The sequence below is a fragment of the Sphingopyxis indica genome (genome assembly GCF_032879645.1).
GTDB classification, from domain to species: Bacteria; Pseudomonadota; Alphaproteobacteria; order Sphingomonadales; family Sphingomonadaceae; genus Sphingopyxis; species Sphingopyxis indica.
The window spans coordinates 1,468,899-1,485,377 of record NZ_CP076394.1 but is presented as its reverse complement, the minus strand read 5'-3'; the positions used below and the strand labels follow the sequence as shown (position 1 = coordinate 1,485,377).

Below are 16,479 nucleotides of genomic sequence, written 5' to 3'. Positions count from 1 at the left end.
CGCTTCTGTGCCGCCATGCCGCCGCAATCCGGCGCGAATTCGCCTCCGCCGGACGCCGCTTTCGGCCCGTGCCGCAAAAGTGAAAAAATCCCGCCGAAACCGCGCGAATCACTGGCATATCGGCGCCCCATCGGCTAGGCCCGAAGCATCTCCCGATAAGCAGAAAAAAGGCCGGGTCTTGACCGAAGAAAATACGCCTATGCCGCCGTCCGAGGATGGCGTGTCGCCGATCAACATCGTCGATGAAATGAAGACGTCCTACCTCGATTACGCGATGAGCGTGATCGTTGCCCGCGCGCTTCCCGACGTGCGCGACGGCCTGAAGCCCGTCCACCGGCGCATTCTCTATGCCGCGCAGGAAGGCGGCTTCGTCCCCGGCCGGCCGTACAAGAAATCGGCGAAGATCGTCGGCGACGTGATGGGCAATTATCACCCGCATGGCGACAGCGCCATCTATGACGCGCTCGCGCGCATGACGCAGGACTGGTCGCTGCGCGTGCCCTTGATCGACGGTCAGGGCAATTTCGGCTCGATGGACCCCGATCCGCCGGCGTCGATGCGTTACACCGAGGCGCGGCTTGCCAAGACCGCGATGGTGCTGCTGAACGATCTCGACAAGGATACGGTCGACTTTCAGCCCAACTATGACGCGAGCCGCGAAGAGCCGACGGTCCTCCCGGCGCGCTTTCCGAACCTGCTCGTCAACGGCGCGGGCGGCATCGCGGTCGGCATGGCGACGAACATCCCGCCGCACAATCTGGGCGAAGTGATCGACGCCTGCCTCGCGACGATCGACCGCCAGCTCGAGGGCGGCGCGCCGCTGTCGACCGAAGAGCTGATGCAGATCATCCCGGGTCCCGATTTCCCGACCGGCGCGATGATCCTGGGCCAGGGCGGCATCCGCAACGCCTATACCACCGGGCGCGGCTCGATCATGATGCGCGCGACGCACGAGATCGAGGAAGGCCGCGGCAGGGGAGAAGGGCGCCGGTCGATCGTCCTGACCTCGATCCCCTTTCAGGTCGGCAAGTCGGGGCTCGTCGAAAAAATCGCCGAAGCGGCGCGCGACAAGCGCATCGAGGGCGTCGCCGACATTCGCGACGAATCGAACCGCGAAGGGGTGCGCATCGTCATCGACCTGAAGCGCGATGCGACCGCCGACGTCGTGCTCAACCAGCTGTGGCGGCACACGCCGGCGCAGTCGAGCTTTCCCGCGAACATGCTCGCGATCCGCGGCGGCCGCCCCGAGATGCTGGGGCTGCAGGATATTTTGACGGCCTTCATCGCCTTTCGCGAAGAGGTGATCACCCGCCGCTGCAAATATGAGCTCGCGAAGGCGCGCGACCGCGCGCACATCTTGCTGGGGCTCGTCGTCGCGGTGTCGAACCTCGACGAGGTGGTGCGGATCATCCGCGGCGCGCCGAACCCCGCCGCGGCGCGCGAGGCGCTGCTCGCGCGCGAATGGCCGATCGGCGAAATCGCGCCCTATATCCGCCTCGTCGAAGCGATCGAGGGCGAAATGGAAGAGAGCGCCGTCTATCGCCTCTCCGAAATACAGGTGAAGGCGATCCTCGACCTGCGCCTCCACCGCCTGACCGCGCTCGGCCGCGACGAGATCGGCGACGAATTGAAGGAGCTGGCGGCGGTCATCGAGGAGCTGCTGTCGATCCTCGCCGATCGCGTCAAACTCTATGGCGTGATGCGCGAGGAACTCGTCGCGGTGCGCGACGAATTCGCGACGCCGCGCAAGACGCTGATGGCGCCCGCCGCCGACGGGATCGACGACGAGGATCTGATCGAACGCGAGGAGATGGTCGTCACGGTGACGATGGACGGCTATATCAAGCGCACCCCGCTCGACACCTTCCGCGCGCAGCGCCGCGGCGGCAAGGGGCGCGCCGGCATGGCGACGAAGGACGAGGATGTCGTCACCGAGCTGTTCGTCACCTCGACGCACACGCCGGTGCTCTTCTTCTCGACCCTCGGCCGCGTCTATCGCATGAAGGTGTGGCGCCTGCCCGAAGGCGGCCCCGCGACGCGCGGGCGGCCGATGGTCAACCTGCTCCCGCTCGAAACCGGCGAGACGATCTCGACCGTGCTGCCGCTGCCCGAGGATGAAGAGGAGTGGGGCAAGCTGCACGTCATGTTCGCGACCGCGAAGGGCAGCGTGCGCCGCAACAGCATGGACGCCTTCACCAACGTGCCGTCGAACGGCAAGATCGCGATGAAGTTCGAGGGCGAGGATGCCGACGACCGGCTGATCGGCGTCGCGCTGCTCGACGAAAGCGACGATGTGCTGCTCGCGACGCGGCAGGGCAAGGCGATCCGCTTTGCCGGCGACGATGTCCGCGAATTCCAGAGCCGCAACTCGACCGGCGTGCGCGGGATGCGCCTCGCGGCGGGCGACGAGGTGATCTCGCTGTCGATCCTGCACCGCACCGGCATCGCCGATCAGGAGGAGCGCGAGGATTATCTGCGCCACGCGCCGTGGAAGGGCGAAGACCCCGACCGCACGCCGCGCCGCATGGACGACGCGCGCTATGCCGAGCTGGCGGCGCGCGAGCAGTTCATCCTGACCGTCTGCGCCAACGGCTATGGCAAGCTGTCGTCGGCGGTCGAATATCGCCGCACCGGCCGCGGCGGCCAGGGGATCACCAACATCGACAATATCGGCCGCAACGGGCCGGTGGTCGCGAGTTTCCCCGCGACGCAGGCGCATCAGCTGATGCTCGTCACCGACCAGGCGAAGCTGATCCGCATGGGGCTCGACAGCCTGCGCGTCATCGGCCGCGGCTCGGCGGGCGTGCGGCTGTTCGACGTCGCCGAGGGCGAGCATGTCGTGTCGGCGGCACTGATTGAGGAGAGCGAGGAAGAGGCCGGCGAAGCGGTCGAGCCGGCGGAAGCGGCCAAGGACGGCGACGCATGAGCGCCGCCACCGCCTTCAAGATATTGACCGCGCAGCAATGGGCCGAGTTCGAGCGCGACCGGGTGTTCCGCGGCGCGCCGATCGACATCGCCGACGGTTATATCCACCTGTCGAGCGCCGAACAGGTCGAAGGGACGCTCGAGAAGCATTTCGCCGGGCAATCGGGGCTGCACATCGCCGAGGTCGATCTGACCCTGCTCGGCGACGCGATCCGCTGGGAGGAAGCGCGCGGCGGTGCGCTCTTTCCCCACCTTTACGGGGATTTGCCCATCGACGCGGTGGTGACGGTCACCAAGCGCGATTGACCGGCGGGCGGCGCCTCAGTCCCCTTCGGGCTGCGGCAGCAGCAAGGCCAGCAATATCGCGCGGCATTCGCCGTCGATCGTGCCGTCGATCAGTTCGGGGCGAAAGCGGCGCTGGAACGCCACCGTCGCCGCGAAACCGTCGGTCACGTCATAGCCGAAGCGTTCGAGCGCGAGCAGGAAACCCGCGTCGGTCCATAGCGGATCGGTGAGCTTTTTCGTCGGGCGCGGCAGCGCGAGGCGGCGGCGCGCGAGTTCGCCCCAGGGAAAAAGCTCGCCGGGGTCCTGCTTGCGCGCGGGGGCGACGTCCGAATGGCCGACGACATTGCCGCGCGTGACGGCATGGCGGTCCTTGATCAGATGGACGAGCCGGACGACCGAGGCGATCTGCTCGTCGGGAAAGGGGACATAACCCCATTCGTGCCCCGGATTGACGATCTCGATGCCGACGCTCGCCGAATTGACGTCGTTGATGCCGCGCCAGTGCGACGCGCCCGCGTGCCACGCGCGCTTGTCCTCGGGCACCATATGCGTGATCTGCCCATCCTCGCTGACGACATAATGCGCCGAGACTTTCGCGGCGGGGTCGGCGAGCCGGTCGATCGCTTCGGCGCCGGTCTTCATGCCGGTATAATGCAGCACGATCATCGAGACAGGCAGCGCGCGCTCGTCGAAATTGGGAGACCAGCGTTCGATAAAATCGCTCATGCGTGTCGCTGTCCATCCCTGCTGCCGCCCCGCCTCCGCTTGCGCCAGCGGGGGGCAAATTGCAAGTCAGGCCGCGCGCCGCACCTTCTGGTCGGCGGGCTCGTAGAGGCCGCGCAGCCGCGGGCTGGCGACGAACTGATCGGTCTGGCCGAGCACCGTTTCGCCCGCGCCGAGGACGAGGAAACTCTGCGGCGCGGCGGCGGCGCGCAACCGCGCGAACGCCTTTTCGCGCATCGGCTTGGCGAAATAGAGCAAGAGGTTGCGGCAGAAGATCAGATCGGCGGCACCGCCAAGCGGCGGCCGGTCGACGAGCATATTCTGCACCGAAAAATCGACGCGCCGGCGCAGATCGGCCTTGGCCAGCCACCCCGCCTCGGTCTGGTCGAACCAGCGCACCATGCGCTGCACCGGCAGCCCGCGCTGAATTTCGAACTGCGAATAGATGCCGGCGCGCGCGCGCGAAATCGCATGATAGCTGACGTCGGTGCCGACGATCTGGATCGTCCAGCCGGCCCAGCGCGCCTCCTGTTCGGCGAACAGCATCGCCATCGAATAGGCTTCCTGCCCCGTCGACACGCCGCAATGCCAGATGGTGATCCGGCGCGACGCGGCGTTGATCGTGCGCAGATGGTCGAGCGCGGTGGCGGCAATATCGTCGAAGACGCTGTGTTCGCGATAAAAGAAGGTCTCGTTGTTGAGCATCGCGTCGACCGTGTCGTCGAGCAGTTGGCGGCTGGTCGAGGTGACGAGCGCCGCGACGAGCGCGTCGAGGTCGGCGATGCCGTGGCGCTGCATCACCGGCTTCAGCGACATTTCGATGCGCCAGATGCGGCTCGGCGACAAGGTCTGGCCGGTGCGCGATTCGAGCACGGCCATCAGCACGCGATAGGCCGAATCGCTGCCGCCCCCACCGCCCATCATGGCTTGCATCCCCCCGCGAGGCTGCCGAGCATCAGCGCGATGGCGTCGGGATTGAGCGTCGCCGCGGCGATGCCGGTCTTGCTCACCGCGCCGGGCATACCCCAGATCACGCAGCTTTCGGGCGCCTGCGCGAAGACCGTGCCGCCCGCCGCCTTGAGCCGCGCCGCGCCCAGCGCGCCGTCGCGCCCCATGCCGCTGAGCACCACCGCGACACCGGCCTTGCCATAGACGGCGGCAACCGAATCGAGCATCGGGTCGGCCGACGGGCAGCAGCCGTTCTCGACCGGATGGCGGTCGAGCGCGATTTCGGGGCCGCGCGCGCCCTCGACGACGCGCAGATGCGCGTCGCCCGGCGCGAGATAGACGTGGCCGCGCTCGACCGCCATTCCGGCCGTCGCGACGCAAACCTTGCGCGTGGTCATCGTCGCGATCTGGCGCGCGTAAAATTCCATGAAGGCGTCGGGCAGATGCTGGGTAAGGAGGATCGGTGCGGTCACGCGCGGATCGAGGTGGGCCAGGAAATTGGCGAAGGCGGGGATGCCGCCGGTCGAGGCGGCGACCGCGATACATTCGGCGGGATGAATCCCCTCGAGCGCGGGCGCCGGCTTCACCGCGGCCGGCGGGAGGGCGCAGAGCACCGGAACCGCAAGCGGCTGCTGCCCGAGGGTCAGGATGCGTTCGGTCAGGATGTCGGCGAAGCGCCCCGAAAAGCTGCCGCGGCCCGGCTTCGCGAGCGTGTCGCTGGCACCGAGTGCGAGTGCTTCGATCGCCGCGGGACCGCCCTCGATGCAGTTCGACGACAGGATCAGCACGCGCGCGCCCTGCGCTCGCTCCAATATGTGCGGCAGCGCGGCGATGCCGTTCATGCCGGGCATTTCAATGTCGAGGACGACGACATCGACCGGCTCGCAGGCCAGATAGGCGAGCGCTTCGTGCGCCGAGGCGACCGACGCGCAAATCTTGAGTTCGGCACGCTGCTCGACGATCCGTTCGAGGATGCTGCGCACGACGAGGCTGTCGTCGACGAGCATCACGCGGACGCTGCGCGCCGTCGCGACTTCGGTAGCGCCGACGGGCTCGGGAATCTCGGGTCGGGGCTGGGTCACCTTCAGCTCTCAGGCAACGCCGACGAGCTGCAGCTTTCCTTCGAGCGTTTCGCGATCGAACGGCTTCATCACATATTCGTCGGCACCCGCTTCGATCGCGGCGCGAATATGGTCGATGCTGTTTTCGGTCGTGCAGAAGACAACGCGCGGCCGTTCCTCAAGACCGAAGTCCAGATCATTGAAAGCACCGAGGAATTCCATACCGCTCATCACCGGCATATTCCAGTCGAGCAGGATGACGTCGGGGCGATTCGCGCGGCAAAAGCTGAGCGCCTCCTGCCCGTCGGCGGCTTCCTCGACCGCAAATTCCATACTTTCAAGGATATGACGCGCGACCTTGCGAATCACTTTGCTGTCATCGACGACCAGACAAGATTTCGACATTCTATATTCCCTCCGACCCCCCCGAGGTTCGCGCCGTAGTAACGCGAAGGAGTGTCCAGCCCGTTAATAAGCGCTCGCCACCGGTTCGGCGATGAGCCGCGCCGGATCGACGACGAGCAGCGAAGCACCCTGATGTTCGATCATCGCCTCGGCGATGCGCGCCCAGCCGGGCAGCAATTTGCCCGCGACGCGCGTTTCGGGTGCGTCGATGAAGCATACGTCCTCGATCGCGTCGGCGAGCAGCGCATAGCCGTGGCCCGCAACGTCGACGACAATCACGCGCTGCCCCGCGGCAACCGGCACCGGGGCGAGCCCGACGACGACGTGCGGATCGATGAGCGTCAGCACGCGGCTGCGCAGCGCGAAGAGCCCCGCGACATGCGGCGGCGCGGCGGGAACCGCGACCGGCGTGCCGACGACGACGACCGAATTGATCGCGCGGCTGCGCAGCGCGACGCGCGTGTCGGCGATGCGCGCGACGAGGTAGAGCTTGTCCATCATGCGGCGCGGCCTCCCCCGACGCGCCGGCGCAACGCTTCGAGCAGCGCCTGGCGGTCGTAGCGATAAACGCTTTCCTCGTCGGACGCGGCCGCCTCCAACGAAGCGCGCAGCCGGATCATCGGCACATCGTCGCCGGCAGCGCCGCACTGCGCCGGATCGTCGGCGAGACAGAGCATCACGTCGGGGCGTTCGCCGCCGGCTTCGTCGCTGCCGGCGACCCGATAGCCCGCCTGGCGGAGCAGCGGCGCGAGGAAATTGTCGCCCCAGCCATCCTGATCGCCCGCAAGAGTGCAGAGCGGCTGCCGTGTCTCGACGAGCGGTGCCGCGACCGGTGCATAGCGTTCCATCAGCCAGAAAGGATCAATCACCTCGACCGGCTCGCCGCCGACGAGGACGACGCCTGCGATGAGTCCCGGCGTGGCGGCGGGCTGAACGGCATCGGGCAGGCGGACGATGTCGATCACCGCGTCGATCGGATAGCAGAGCACCGCACGGCCGTCGTGGAGCCGCAGCAGCTTCACCGTGCCTTGCGTGTCGGGCAGGCGATCGGCGTGGACGGGGAAAATCTGTTCGCCGATCTGCGCGCGCACCTGTCCGGCGCTTTCGAAGAGCGCGAGGACGGGAACTTCTTCGACCCGCTCGATGACCGAAAGGCGCACGCCGCGCAGGCGCTGGTCGATGTCGCGGAAGAGCAGCAGTTGCGCCGCATCGCGCACGCTCGCGGCGGCATCCTCCGCCTCGCCGACGCCGGCAGCGGCGCGCCCGCTTTCGGACGCGTCGATCGCCGCGGCGGCCATCACGCCCTGCACGTCGAGGAGCAGCACCGGCCGCCCGTTATCGGGCAGCGTCGTTCCGGCGTAGAGGCCGGTCGCCATGATCGGCGGCGCGGCGGGCTTGATCACCAGTTCCTCATGGTCGTGGATCGCCGCGACGCTGATCGCATAGCTGAGCCCCTGCCCCGGCCGGACGATCACGATTGCGCGCTCGTCGGCATCGTCGCTTTCATCGACGTCGCAGTCGAGGATCGTTTCGAGGCGGAGCAACGGGAATTGTTCGCCGCGCACGGTGACGAGTTCGCCGCCGCCGACGCGGTCGATGCGCACGCTGTCGCTGTTTTCGAGCAGAATCTCGCGAACCGCACCGCGCGGAATCGCGAAATATTGCGCCGCGGCGCGCACCATCAGCCCCGAAATGATCGTCAGCGTCATCGGCACGCGCAGCACGATCGCGAGCCCGCGCCCTTCCTCGTTACGCAGCTCGACGATGCCGCCGATCCGTTCGAGATTCGCCTTGACGATGTCCATGCCGACGCCGCGCCCCGACACCGAGGTCACCTTGGCGGCGGTCGAGAAGCCGGGGCGGAAGATCAGCTCGAGCTTGTCCTTCGGGCTGAGCGCGCGCGCTTCGGCGGCGGTCAGGATGCGCGAGGCGATCGCCTTTGCGGCCAGCGCGTCGGGCGACAGGCCGCGCCCGTCGTCGCGCACCTCGATCTCGATCTGGTTGCCCGACTGGCGCGCCGACACCGACAAGGTCGCGGTGACGCTCTTGCCCGCGGCGACACGCTGATCGAGCGGTTCGATGCCATGGTCGAGCGCGTTGCGGACGATGTGGATCAGCGGATCGCGGATATTCTCCATCATCTCGCGGTCGAGTTCGACCTCGCCGCCGGTGGCGCTGAATTCGACCTTCTTGCCCAGATCCTGCGCGAGATCGCGGACGATGCGCGGCAACGGAGCGAACAGCTTGTCGATCCGCTGCATCCGCATGTGGCTGACCGACTGGCGCATCGCGGCGATCGAATCGGAGAGGCGGTCGAACGAGGCGACGAGCGAGGCGTCGGCGCCGCTTTCGCGCAGCATCCGCGAAAATTCGTTGCGGGCGAGGACGATGTCGGTGACGCCGGTCATCACGCTGTCGAGCAGAGGCAAGGGCACGCGGATCGACCGCCACGCCTGAAGGTCGAGCGAAAGATCGTCGGCTTCGGCGTCGGAGCGCGCGGGCTCGGCGGCGCTTTCGGCGGGGGCTGCGGGCGCCGATCCGGTCGCGGCGAGCGCGGCGATGACCGCGCTGTCGTCGCCCGCGGGCTCGCTGCCCTGCGTGCCGAGCGCGGCGCAAAGATCGGACAGGCGATCGACGATGCCGAGGACCGCGGTGACGAGCGCCGCATCGGCCTGGCGCTGGCCGCGCCGCACCTGGTCGAGCGCATCCTCGGCCGCGTGCGCGAGCGCGGTGACGCGCGGCAGCGACAGAAAGCCCGAACTGCCCTTGATCGTGTGGACGAAGCGGAAGATCGCGTCGAGCCGCTCGCGGTCGGCGGGATCGGCCTCCCACGCCACCAGCGCCCCGCCGGCTTCGGCAAGAATTTCCGACGTTTCGGCCAGAAAATCGTTCAGCAGATCGTCCATCGCGGTAACCGGTGCCCCCAATCGAGCGGCCACCATGGCGAACATTGGTTAAAGAGGGCTTTACCGGGGGAGCGACGAGCGGCCCGTCGCGGCTCAGGCCGGCTCCGGCAACCGTTCGATCCTGAGCGCCTTTGCCGCATCCTCAACTTGCGCCAGATCGAAAGCCGCCTGCATCCTCAGCAGCGTCGCCGCCGACACGCCGAAAGCCTTTTCGAAGCGAACCGCCATCTCCGGCGAAAGATCGGCGTGCCCGTTCAGCAAATTGCTCATCGCCGCGCGGCTCACCTGCAGATGATTGGCGGCCTGCGACACGTTCAGGCGATAGGGTTCCACCATATTGCGCCGCAGCCACGGCCCAGGGTGGACGGCTAAGGACGCATGAAGCTGGATAGTCATCAGTGATAATCCTCCAAATCGAGATCGCCGATGGTTCGATCATCGATCCGCGTGAACGTCAGCCGATAATTGCGGGTTACCGTCATGGCCCAACGTCCCGCGCGGTCGCCGCGTAACGGATGAAGCCCGAAATTGGGCGGCGTGCCAAGTTCGTCGAACGAGGCGGCGGCAACGATGAAGGCCAGCATGTCGCGGAGCCGGTCCGGCTGCATGACCCCTTTGGCCGAACCGCTTTCCGCAAAGCGACGCAGACCCTTGTGCCTGATACTCCCGATCTCCATGCCAATGTGTAAAGCATGGCTTGGCAATATGTCAAGTGTTAATTGACACGCGACATATCTATCGACCCTTGAGCACTGCGCCCACGAGCAGCGAAGTCGGGGTTTCGCGCGCGAGCATCACCTGTCCGTCATTCTGCGCCGCAACCGCCTGAACGAGCACGGCGGGGGCGGTGCGTGACGTCATGGCGGCGCTCGCCTCGCCTTCCTGCAGGATGCGTTCGACATCGGCATCGACGAGGATGCGTTCGGCCTCGGCATGGAGCGCGATCTCGATCCCCTCGCCCTGCCGTTCGCAGCCGATGTCGAGCCGCCCGCCGCGCACCAGCGCATCGACGAGGATCAGCGCGAGGTTGAGGATGATCTTCACCGCGGGCTTGGGCAGCGGCTCGTCGCCGATCATCCAGTTGAGCTCGATCGGGCGGTCGGCCATGATCCCCTCGATCGCCGCCTTCGCCTCGGCGGGCGGCACTGCCTCGCCGAAACCGCCCGCCGAACCGAAGGCGAGCCGGAAGAATTTGAGCTTCGCCGCCGAGGTCCGCGCGCTCTGTTCGAGAAGATCGAGGCAGCGCGCGCGCATTTCGGGGTCTTTTTCGTCGGCGAGCAGTTCGAGCCCGTTGGCGAAGGCGCCCACGGGACTGAGCAGATCGTGGCAAAGGCGCGAGGCCAGCATGGAGGCGAAATCGACGCGGTCATCGGTCATAATGAATGCAAGGCTCCCCAGCGCAGCGTCCGGATGTTTCCGGCTCCCTCGCTCCTAGGGCAGCAGCCCCCGCGAGGGCAAGCGCAACCCCCTTGATTTTTGGCGTTTCGGGGCCACATCGCCGATGATGCCGGGGGACGATCAGATTTTGCATGTGACGCTGACCGAGGGTGCCGCCGGGCTGCGGCTCGACCGGGCGCTCGCCGAGGCGCTGCCCAATCTGTCGCGCGAACGGCTGAAGACGCTGATCAAGGGCGGCCGCGTCGCCGATGCGAGCGGCGCGATCCTGTGGGACCCGGCGACGAAAGCCGCGGCGGCCGCGGCGCTCGAAATCCGCCTTCCTGTCGCTGCGCCCGCGCATAATATCGCGCAGGATCTCGATCTCGTCATCGCCTATGAGGACGTGCATCTGATCGTCGTCGACAAGCCCGCGGGGATGGTCGTCCATCCCGCCGCGGGCAATGCCGACGGCACGTTGGTCAATGCGCTGCTCCACCATTGCGCGGGGCAGCTTTCGGGAATCGGCGGGGTCGCGCGGCCGGGGATCGTCCACCGCATCGACAAGGATACGAGCGGGCTGATCGTCGCCGCGAAGCATGACAAGGCGCATGAGGGGCTGGCCAAGCAATTCGCGGCGCACAGCATCGACCGCCGCTATCTGGCGCTCGCGACCGGACGGCCGATGCCCGCGAACGGGACGGTCGACGCCGCGCTCGGGCGGTCGCCGACCAATCGCAAGAAGATGGCGGTGGTCGCCGCGGGACGCGGCAAGCGCGCGGTGACGCATTACCGGACGGTCGAGACGCTGAACGGCGCCACCCTGGTCGAATGCCGGCTCGAAACCGGCCGCACGCATCAGGTGCGCGTGCATATGGCGCATATCGGCCATCCGCTCGTCGGCGACCCGGTCTATGGACGCGCCCGAAAGCCGCTGTCGGATGTGCTGAAGGCGCGGAATTTCACCCGCCAGGCATTGCACGCGGCTCATTTGGGTTTTATTCATCCGGTGACCGGTAACAAAGTCGCGCTCGATAGCGAAATCCCAGCGGATATGCGGGAACTGATCAATGAATTGCGCGTTTAGGTTTCGAATGAAAATCTATTTTGACCGCGGGACAAACCCGCGGCAGGATGATTTCAGGTTTTAGGGAAGACACTCTTTCAATGGCTAACAAAAGCAATGTCCCGGCCGTAGTGCCTGCACTGGGCGGCGAAGCCAGTCTGAACCGCTATCTGGCCGAAATCCGTAAATTTCCGCTCCTTACCCCCGAGCAGGAATATATGCTCGCCAAGCGCTTTCAGGAGCATGGCGACAATGAGGCGGCGGCGCAGCTCGTCACCTCGCACCTGCGCCTCGTCGCGAAGATCGCGATGGGCTATCGCGGCTATGGCCTGCCGGTCAGCGAGCTGATTTCGGAAGGCAATATCGGGCTGATGCAGGGGGTGAAGAAATTCGACCCCGAACGCGGCTTCCGCCTCGCCACCTATGCGATGTGGTGGATTCGCGCGTCGATTCAGGAGTTCATCCTGCGCTCGTGGAGCCTCGTGAAGATGGGCACCACCGCGGCGCAGAAGAAGCTGTTCTTCAACCTCCGCCGGATGAAAAACAACCTCGAAGCGTTCGAGGATGGCGACCTTAGCCCCGAGAATGTCGCAAAGATCGCCAAGGACCTTGGCGTCACCGAGGATGAGGTGGTCAGCATGAATCGCCGCATGGCGATGGGCGGCGACACGTCGCTCAACGTGCCGATGGGCGAGGATGGCGACAGCCAGTGGCAGGATCTGCTCGGCGACGAAGAGCCGTTGCAGGACGAACGCGTCGCCGAAGCCGAAGAGCGCGACGTGCGGCACGACCTGCTGGGCGAAGCGCTCGAAACGCTCAATGAACGCGAGCGCCATATCCTGACCGAACGCCGCCTGACCGACGATCCGAAAACGCTCGAGGATCTGAGCCAGGTCTATGACGTCAGCCGCGAGCGCGTCCGCCAGATCGAGGTGCGGGCATTCGAGAAGCTGCAAAAGGCGATGCTCAAGCTCGCCGGCGAGCGCCGCCTGATCGGCGCTTGAACCGAAGCATTTGCCGATGGCGCCGCCTGACCTAAGGTGGCGCCATGTGGCTTCTTCCCCTGCTCGCGGCTCTCGCCGCGCCCGTTGCAGCGGCGGCTCCGGTTTCGCCGGAGCACGCCGTCATCGACGCTTTCGATGCCGAAATCCCCTATCGGCCCGGCCCGGTGCGGATCGGCGACACCCGACATCTCGTCTATGAGCTGCACCTCACCAATTTCGCGTCGGAGCCGCTGACACTCGACCGCATCGCGGTGGAGGATGCCGCGAACGGGACGGCCCTCCTCGCGCTGTCGGGCGAAGCGCTGGCGACGGCGCTTGGCCACATCCCGTCGGGAGGCGATCGCAAGGGTCCCACGATCGCGCCGGGCGAGCGCGTCATCGCCTATCTCGACGTTCCGCTGACGGGCGGTCGCGCACCCGACGCCCTTGCGCACCGCTTGACGCTGGCCCGCCCGACGGGGGCGCACATCGTCGACGCCGGGCGCGTCGCGATCGACGCGCGCCCCCTCCCCCGTCTCGGCCCGCCGCTGCGCGGAGGTCCGTGGGTCGCCGTCTATGCGCCCGAAATGGAGCGCGGCCATCGCCGGGTGCCCTATGCCGTCGCCGGGCAAGCGACGATCCCGGGCCGCTTCGCGATCGACTGGATGAAAGTCGACGCCAAAGGGCGTTTCGACCGTTCGGACGGCAGGACGCTCGCCGACTCGCTGAGCTATGGCGCCGAGGTGCTCGCCGTCGCCGATGCGGTGGTGGCCGCGACGCGCGACGATTTCGCCGAGCCCGAATTGCGCGCCGACCTCCCAAAAGTCGCGATCGGCGACGCGAGCGGCAATTTCGTCGCGCTTGACCTCGGCGACGGCCGCTATGCCTTTTACGAGCATCTGCAGCCCGGCCTCCGCGTGAAGCCCGGCGACCGGGTGACGCGCGGGCAGGTGATCGGGCGCCTCGGCCTGACGGGTCAGGGCAGTGCGCCGCACCTCCACTTTCACGTCGCATCGGCGCCCTCGCCGCTCGCCGCCGAAGGCCTGCCCTTTCTGATCGAGGGTGCGACGCGGATCGGCGGTTATCGGTCGATCGGCGACCTCGGGACGCCGTGGCGGCCGGCACCACCGCTCGCCCCCGGCCCGGCGCTGCCGCCGGCGAACAGCGTCGTCCGCTTTCCCGAATGAGCCGCTTGTCCGACCGCCCCGCGCTGCGATAGAGACGCGGCGATGAGCCCCGCGACTAAAGCCCGCCGCCGCAAACTCCCCTGGTATCTGCGGCCGTTCAAATGGCTGCTCTGGTTCATCGCGATCAGCGCGGCGTGGGTGCTGCTCTATGCCGTCGTGCCGCCGCCGGTGACCTTTACCATGCTCGCCGATTCGGGTGGCATCACCAAGGACTGGACCGGCCTTTCGCATATCGACCGCAACATGGTGCGCGCGGTGATCGCGGCCGAGGACGGCAAATTTTGCAGCCACAATGGTTTCGACCGCGAGGCGATCGAACAGGCGATCGAACGCAATGCGAAGGGCAAGAAATTGCGCGGCGGATCGACGATCAGCCAGCAGACCGCGAAAAATGTCTTCCTGTGGCAGGGGAGCGGCTGGGCGCGCTATGTGCGCAAGGTGCCCGAGGTGTGGTTCACTTTTCTGATCGAGACGATCTGGGGCAAAAGGCGGATCATGGAGGTCTATCTGAACGTCGCCGAGACGGGGATCGGCACCTATGGCGTCGAGGCGGGGGCGCAGCGCTATTTCAAGCATGGCGCGGGCAAGCTGACGCCCGCCGAGGCAGCACGCATCGCCGCGATCCTGCCGCTGCCCAAGAAGCGCGAAGCGATCAGCCCATCGGGCTTTACGCGCCGCTATGGTAACACGATCCGCGCGCGCATCGGCGTCGTGCGGCGCGATGGGCTGGATGCGTGCGTTTATCGGTAGCGCGGTCGGTGTGGGGAGCGGACAAGCCTCCCAACCGTGAGCCGTCGCCCGCCAGCAGTCCCGAAAACCGCTGCGCCCTTCGCGTCAGTTCTGGCTGCTCGCCGTCGTCGTGACCGCCGGCTTCGGCGCCACCGCATCGGCGGCGACGACACGCTTCGTTTCGCCGGCGGCCGAAATGGCGCGCTCGAGGGCGGCGACCTGCGGGCATTCGCCGCGGCACACGCGCTGCGCATCGGCGAGCTTTTCGCGCGCGATCTCGACCGCGCCCTTGTCGGCGAGCGCTTCGCCCTGTCCGGTCAGCGCGGTGAGGTCGTTGGGTTCGAGCAGCAGCGCCTCGCGATAGAGGCCGATCGCCTTGCCGGGCAGGCCCTGCGCGCGCGCAACCTGCGCGAGCGCGATGATCGCCGAGCGGTTGCGCGGGTCGGCGGCGAGCGCCGATTCATAATAATCGACCGCGGCGTCGAGATTGCCCTGATGCTGCGCGGCTTCGCCTTGCTTCTGAAGCGCCACCGAGGCGGGCAGGATGTCGTTGTCGGCGCGCTGCGCATCGGAGGCGACGGGCAGGCTGGCGAGGATCAGACCGGCCGAAAGAGCCAGAAAGCTGACGCGCATTGCATTCTCCCAATATCTGGTTCGCGGCGATGCTAACATGGCGCTGTCAGCCTTGCGAGGAAAAAGCCGTCGCATCCGTCGTGCCCCGGCGACAGCAGAAAACCGTGCCCCGCGGCGCGCCCGACGCCTTTGGGAAGATAGCCCGTGTCGGCGCTCCAGCCGGGATGGCGCTTCAGAAAATCGTCCACCTGGTCTCGCCCCTCGCGTGCGATGATCGAACAGACGGCATAGAGAAGTTTGCCCCCCGGCGCCACCAGATCGGCACCTATATCGGCGAGGCGCGCCTGATCGGCGATGTGGCGACCCAGCCGCGCGGGGGTCAGCCGCCAGCGCAGTTCGGGGCTGCGCCGCCACGTCCCGCTGCCTGAGCAGGGAGCATCGACGAAGACGCGGTCCGCGCGTCCCTGCCAGTCGGCGAGCATCGCGCTTTCCTGCCCCGGGTTGAGCAGCCTCGTTTCGATGCGCGTCGCCCCGGCGCGCGCGGCGCGCGGCGGAAGCTGCTGGAGGCGCGCGCGATTGGTATCGCAGGCAAGGATGGCGGCGGCATCGCCGGTGAGCGAAGCGAGTCCGAGCGTCTTGCCGCCGCCGCCCGCGCAGAGATCGACGATCGCCATGCCGGGCGCGGCATCGAGCGCCGCCGCCGCATATTGGCTCGCGGCATCCTGCACCTCGAACGCCCCCTCGGCATAGGCGGGATGCTGCGCGGCGGCGGTTTCGGGCGGCAGGCGCCAGCCATCGGACGCGCCGGCGATCGCTTCGCCGTCGGGGAAGAGCGCGGCGAGGTCGTCGCGCTTCGCCGCGATACGGTTCGCGCGCAGGTCGAGCGGCGCGCGCGCTAGCATCGCCTCTCCCTCCCCTTCACCGACGAGCGGGTCGAAGAGGTCGGTGAGCGCCGGTGGGGCCAGCCCCGGCTCGGCGCGCGGTTCGTCGGGCGAAATCGGCGCGGGGCCATAGGATGAGCCGTCGAACAGCGCCGCGAGCCCCGGATCGGCGTCGGCGAGCACGAGCATCGCCGCGCGCCCCGACGGCGGCGCCGACCGCACCGCACGGATCGCGTCATAGACATGGGCGCGGATCGCGCGGCGGTCCTTCGACCCCGCATAGCGGCGCGCACGCATCGCTTCGGCGAAGATCGCGTCGGCGGGCGCGCCACCCTCGCGCGCCGCGGCGGCGATGGCGTCGAGGATCTCGATCGCGGTCTGAATGCGCGCGGCGGGGGTCATGGATGGTGCCCAAGTTCGTCATTGCGAGCGC

The 16,479-nt window shown here is 67.4% G+C and carries 17 protein-coding genes; 6 read left to right on the top strand and 11 right to left on the bottom strand.

What is annotated here, in order from left to right; genetic code table 11:
* Positions 1-199: 199 nt before the first annotated feature.
* On the top strand, positions 200-2,926 hold the full coding sequence (gyrA, locus tag KNJ79_RS06945) for a DNA gyrase subunit A (protein ID WP_170935427.1): 2,727 nt from the start codon (positions 200-202) through the stop codon (positions 2,924-2,926).
* Positions 2,923-3,231 (top strand): DUF952 domain-containing protein, encoded by a 309-nt coding sequence (locus KNJ79_RS06940; RefSeq protein WP_089214112.1) that lies wholly within the window; start codon positions 2,923-2,925, stop codon positions 3,229-3,231. The genes gyrA and KNJ79_RS06940 overlap by 4 nt, the downstream gene beginning before the upstream one ends.
* 15 nt (positions 3,232-3,246) lie before the next feature.
* Here KNJ79_RS06940 and KNJ79_RS06935 read toward each other — a convergent pair whose 3' ends face one another.
* The 9 genes from KNJ79_RS06935 to KNJ79_RS06895 all read right to left on the bottom strand — a co-directional run bounded on the left by KNJ79_RS06935 (position 3,247) and on the right by KNJ79_RS06895 (position 10,630).
* Positions 3,247-3,936: an N-acetylmuramoyl-L-alanine amidase gene (locus KNJ79_RS06935; protein WP_089214111.1), complete on the bottom strand. Its 690-nt coding sequence runs from the start codon at positions 3,934-3,936 to the stop codon at positions 3,247-3,249.
* A gap of 66 nt (positions 3,937-4,002) precedes the next feature.
* On the bottom strand, positions 4,003-4,857 hold the full coding sequence (locus KNJ79_RS06930) for a CheR family methyltransferase (RefSeq protein WP_317153359.1): 855 nt from the start codon (positions 4,855-4,857) through the stop codon (positions 4,003-4,005).
* Positions 4,854-5,963 carry a chemotaxis-specific protein-glutamate methyltransferase CheB gene (gene cheB / locus KNJ79_RS06925; RefSeq protein ID WP_317153358.1) on the bottom strand — a complete coding sequence of 370 codons (1,110 nt, stop codon included), beginning with the start codon at positions 5,961-5,963 and terminating at the stop codon, positions 4,854-4,856. The genes KNJ79_RS06930 and cheB overlap by 4 nt, the downstream gene beginning before the upstream one ends.
* A 9-nt stretch (positions 5,964-5,972) precedes the next feature.
* A complete protein-coding gene (locus KNJ79_RS06920; RefSeq protein WP_089214109.1) occupies positions 5,973-6,347 on the bottom strand; it encodes a response regulator in 375 nt (124 codons plus the stop codon).
* A 63-nt stretch (positions 6,348-6,410) separates the two neighbouring features.
* Positions 6,411-6,848, bottom strand: a complete 438-nt coding sequence (locus KNJ79_RS06915; RefSeq protein ID WP_245836426.1) for a chemotaxis protein CheW — start codon at positions 6,846-6,848, stop codon at positions 6,411-6,413.
* Positions 6,845-9,253, bottom strand: a complete 2,409-nt coding sequence (locus tag KNJ79_RS06910; RefSeq protein ID WP_317153357.1) for a chemotaxis protein CheA — start codon at positions 9,251-9,253, stop codon at positions 6,845-6,847. The genes KNJ79_RS06915 and KNJ79_RS06910 overlap by 4 nt, the downstream gene beginning before the upstream one ends.
* Positions 9,254-9,346: 93 nt before the next feature.
* Positions 9,347-9,649 carry a HigA family addiction module antitoxin gene (locus KNJ79_RS06905; protein ID WP_317153356.1) on the bottom strand — a complete coding sequence of 101 codons (303 nt, stop codon included), beginning with the start codon at positions 9,647-9,649 and terminating at the stop codon, positions 9,347-9,349.
* Positions 9,649-9,930 (bottom strand): type II toxin-antitoxin system RelE/ParE family toxin, encoded by a 282-nt coding sequence (locus tag KNJ79_RS06900; protein WP_089214105.1) that lies wholly within the window; start codon positions 9,928-9,930, stop codon positions 9,649-9,651. The genes KNJ79_RS06905 and KNJ79_RS06900 overlap by 1 nt, the downstream gene beginning before the upstream one ends.
* Before the next feature lie 58 nt (positions 9,931-9,988).
* The gene (locus tag KNJ79_RS06895; protein ID WP_089214104.1) at positions 9,989-10,630 is read right to left on the bottom strand and encodes a histidine phosphotransferase family protein; all 642 of its coding nucleotides are present in this window, start codon (positions 10,628-10,630) and stop codon (positions 9,989-9,991) included.
* Between the two features lie 127 nt (positions 10,631-10,757).
* Here KNJ79_RS06895 and KNJ79_RS06890 point away from each other — a divergent pair, with 127 nt between their 5' ends.
* The 4 genes from KNJ79_RS06890 to mtgA all read left to right on the top strand — a co-directional run bounded on the left by KNJ79_RS06890 (position 10,758) and on the right by mtgA (position 14,613).
* Positions 10,758-11,714, top strand: coding sequence for an RluA family pseudouridine synthase (locus KNJ79_RS06890; protein ID WP_317153872.1), 957 nt, complete (start codon positions 10,758-10,760; stop codon positions 11,712-11,714).
* Between the two features lie 80 nt (positions 11,715-11,794).
* Entirely contained in the window at positions 11,795-12,697 is a 903-nt protein-coding gene (rpoH, locus tag KNJ79_RS06885) for an RNA polymerase sigma factor RpoH (RefSeq protein WP_089214103.1), read from the top strand.
* Positions 12,698-12,741: 44 nt separating this feature from the next.
* On the top strand, positions 12,742-13,863 hold the full coding sequence (locus KNJ79_RS06880; RefSeq protein ID WP_317153355.1) for a M23 family metallopeptidase: 1,122 nt from the start codon (positions 12,742-12,744) through the stop codon (positions 13,861-13,863).
* A 42-nt stretch (positions 13,864-13,905) separates the two neighbouring features.
* Positions 13,906-14,613 carry a monofunctional biosynthetic peptidoglycan transglycosylase gene (gene mtgA, locus KNJ79_RS06875; protein WP_089214101.1) on the top strand — a complete coding sequence of 236 codons (708 nt, stop codon included), beginning with the start codon at positions 13,906-13,908 and terminating at the stop codon, positions 14,611-14,613.
* Positions 14,614-14,697: 84 nt separating this feature from the next.
* Here the strand turns inward: mtgA and KNJ79_RS06870 are convergent, their stop codons facing one another.
* Complete coding sequence (locus tag KNJ79_RS06870; protein ID WP_317153354.1) at positions 14,698-15,225, bottom strand: tetratricopeptide repeat protein; 528 nt, start codon at positions 15,223-15,225, stop codon at positions 14,698-14,700.
* Between the two features lie 32 nt (positions 15,226-15,257).
* Positions 15,258-16,448, bottom strand: coding sequence for an RsmB/NOP family class I SAM-dependent RNA methyltransferase (locus tag KNJ79_RS06865; RefSeq protein ID WP_317153353.1), 1,191 nt, complete (start codon positions 16,446-16,448; stop codon positions 15,258-15,260).
* Positions 16,449-16,479: the final 31 nt, after the last annotated feature.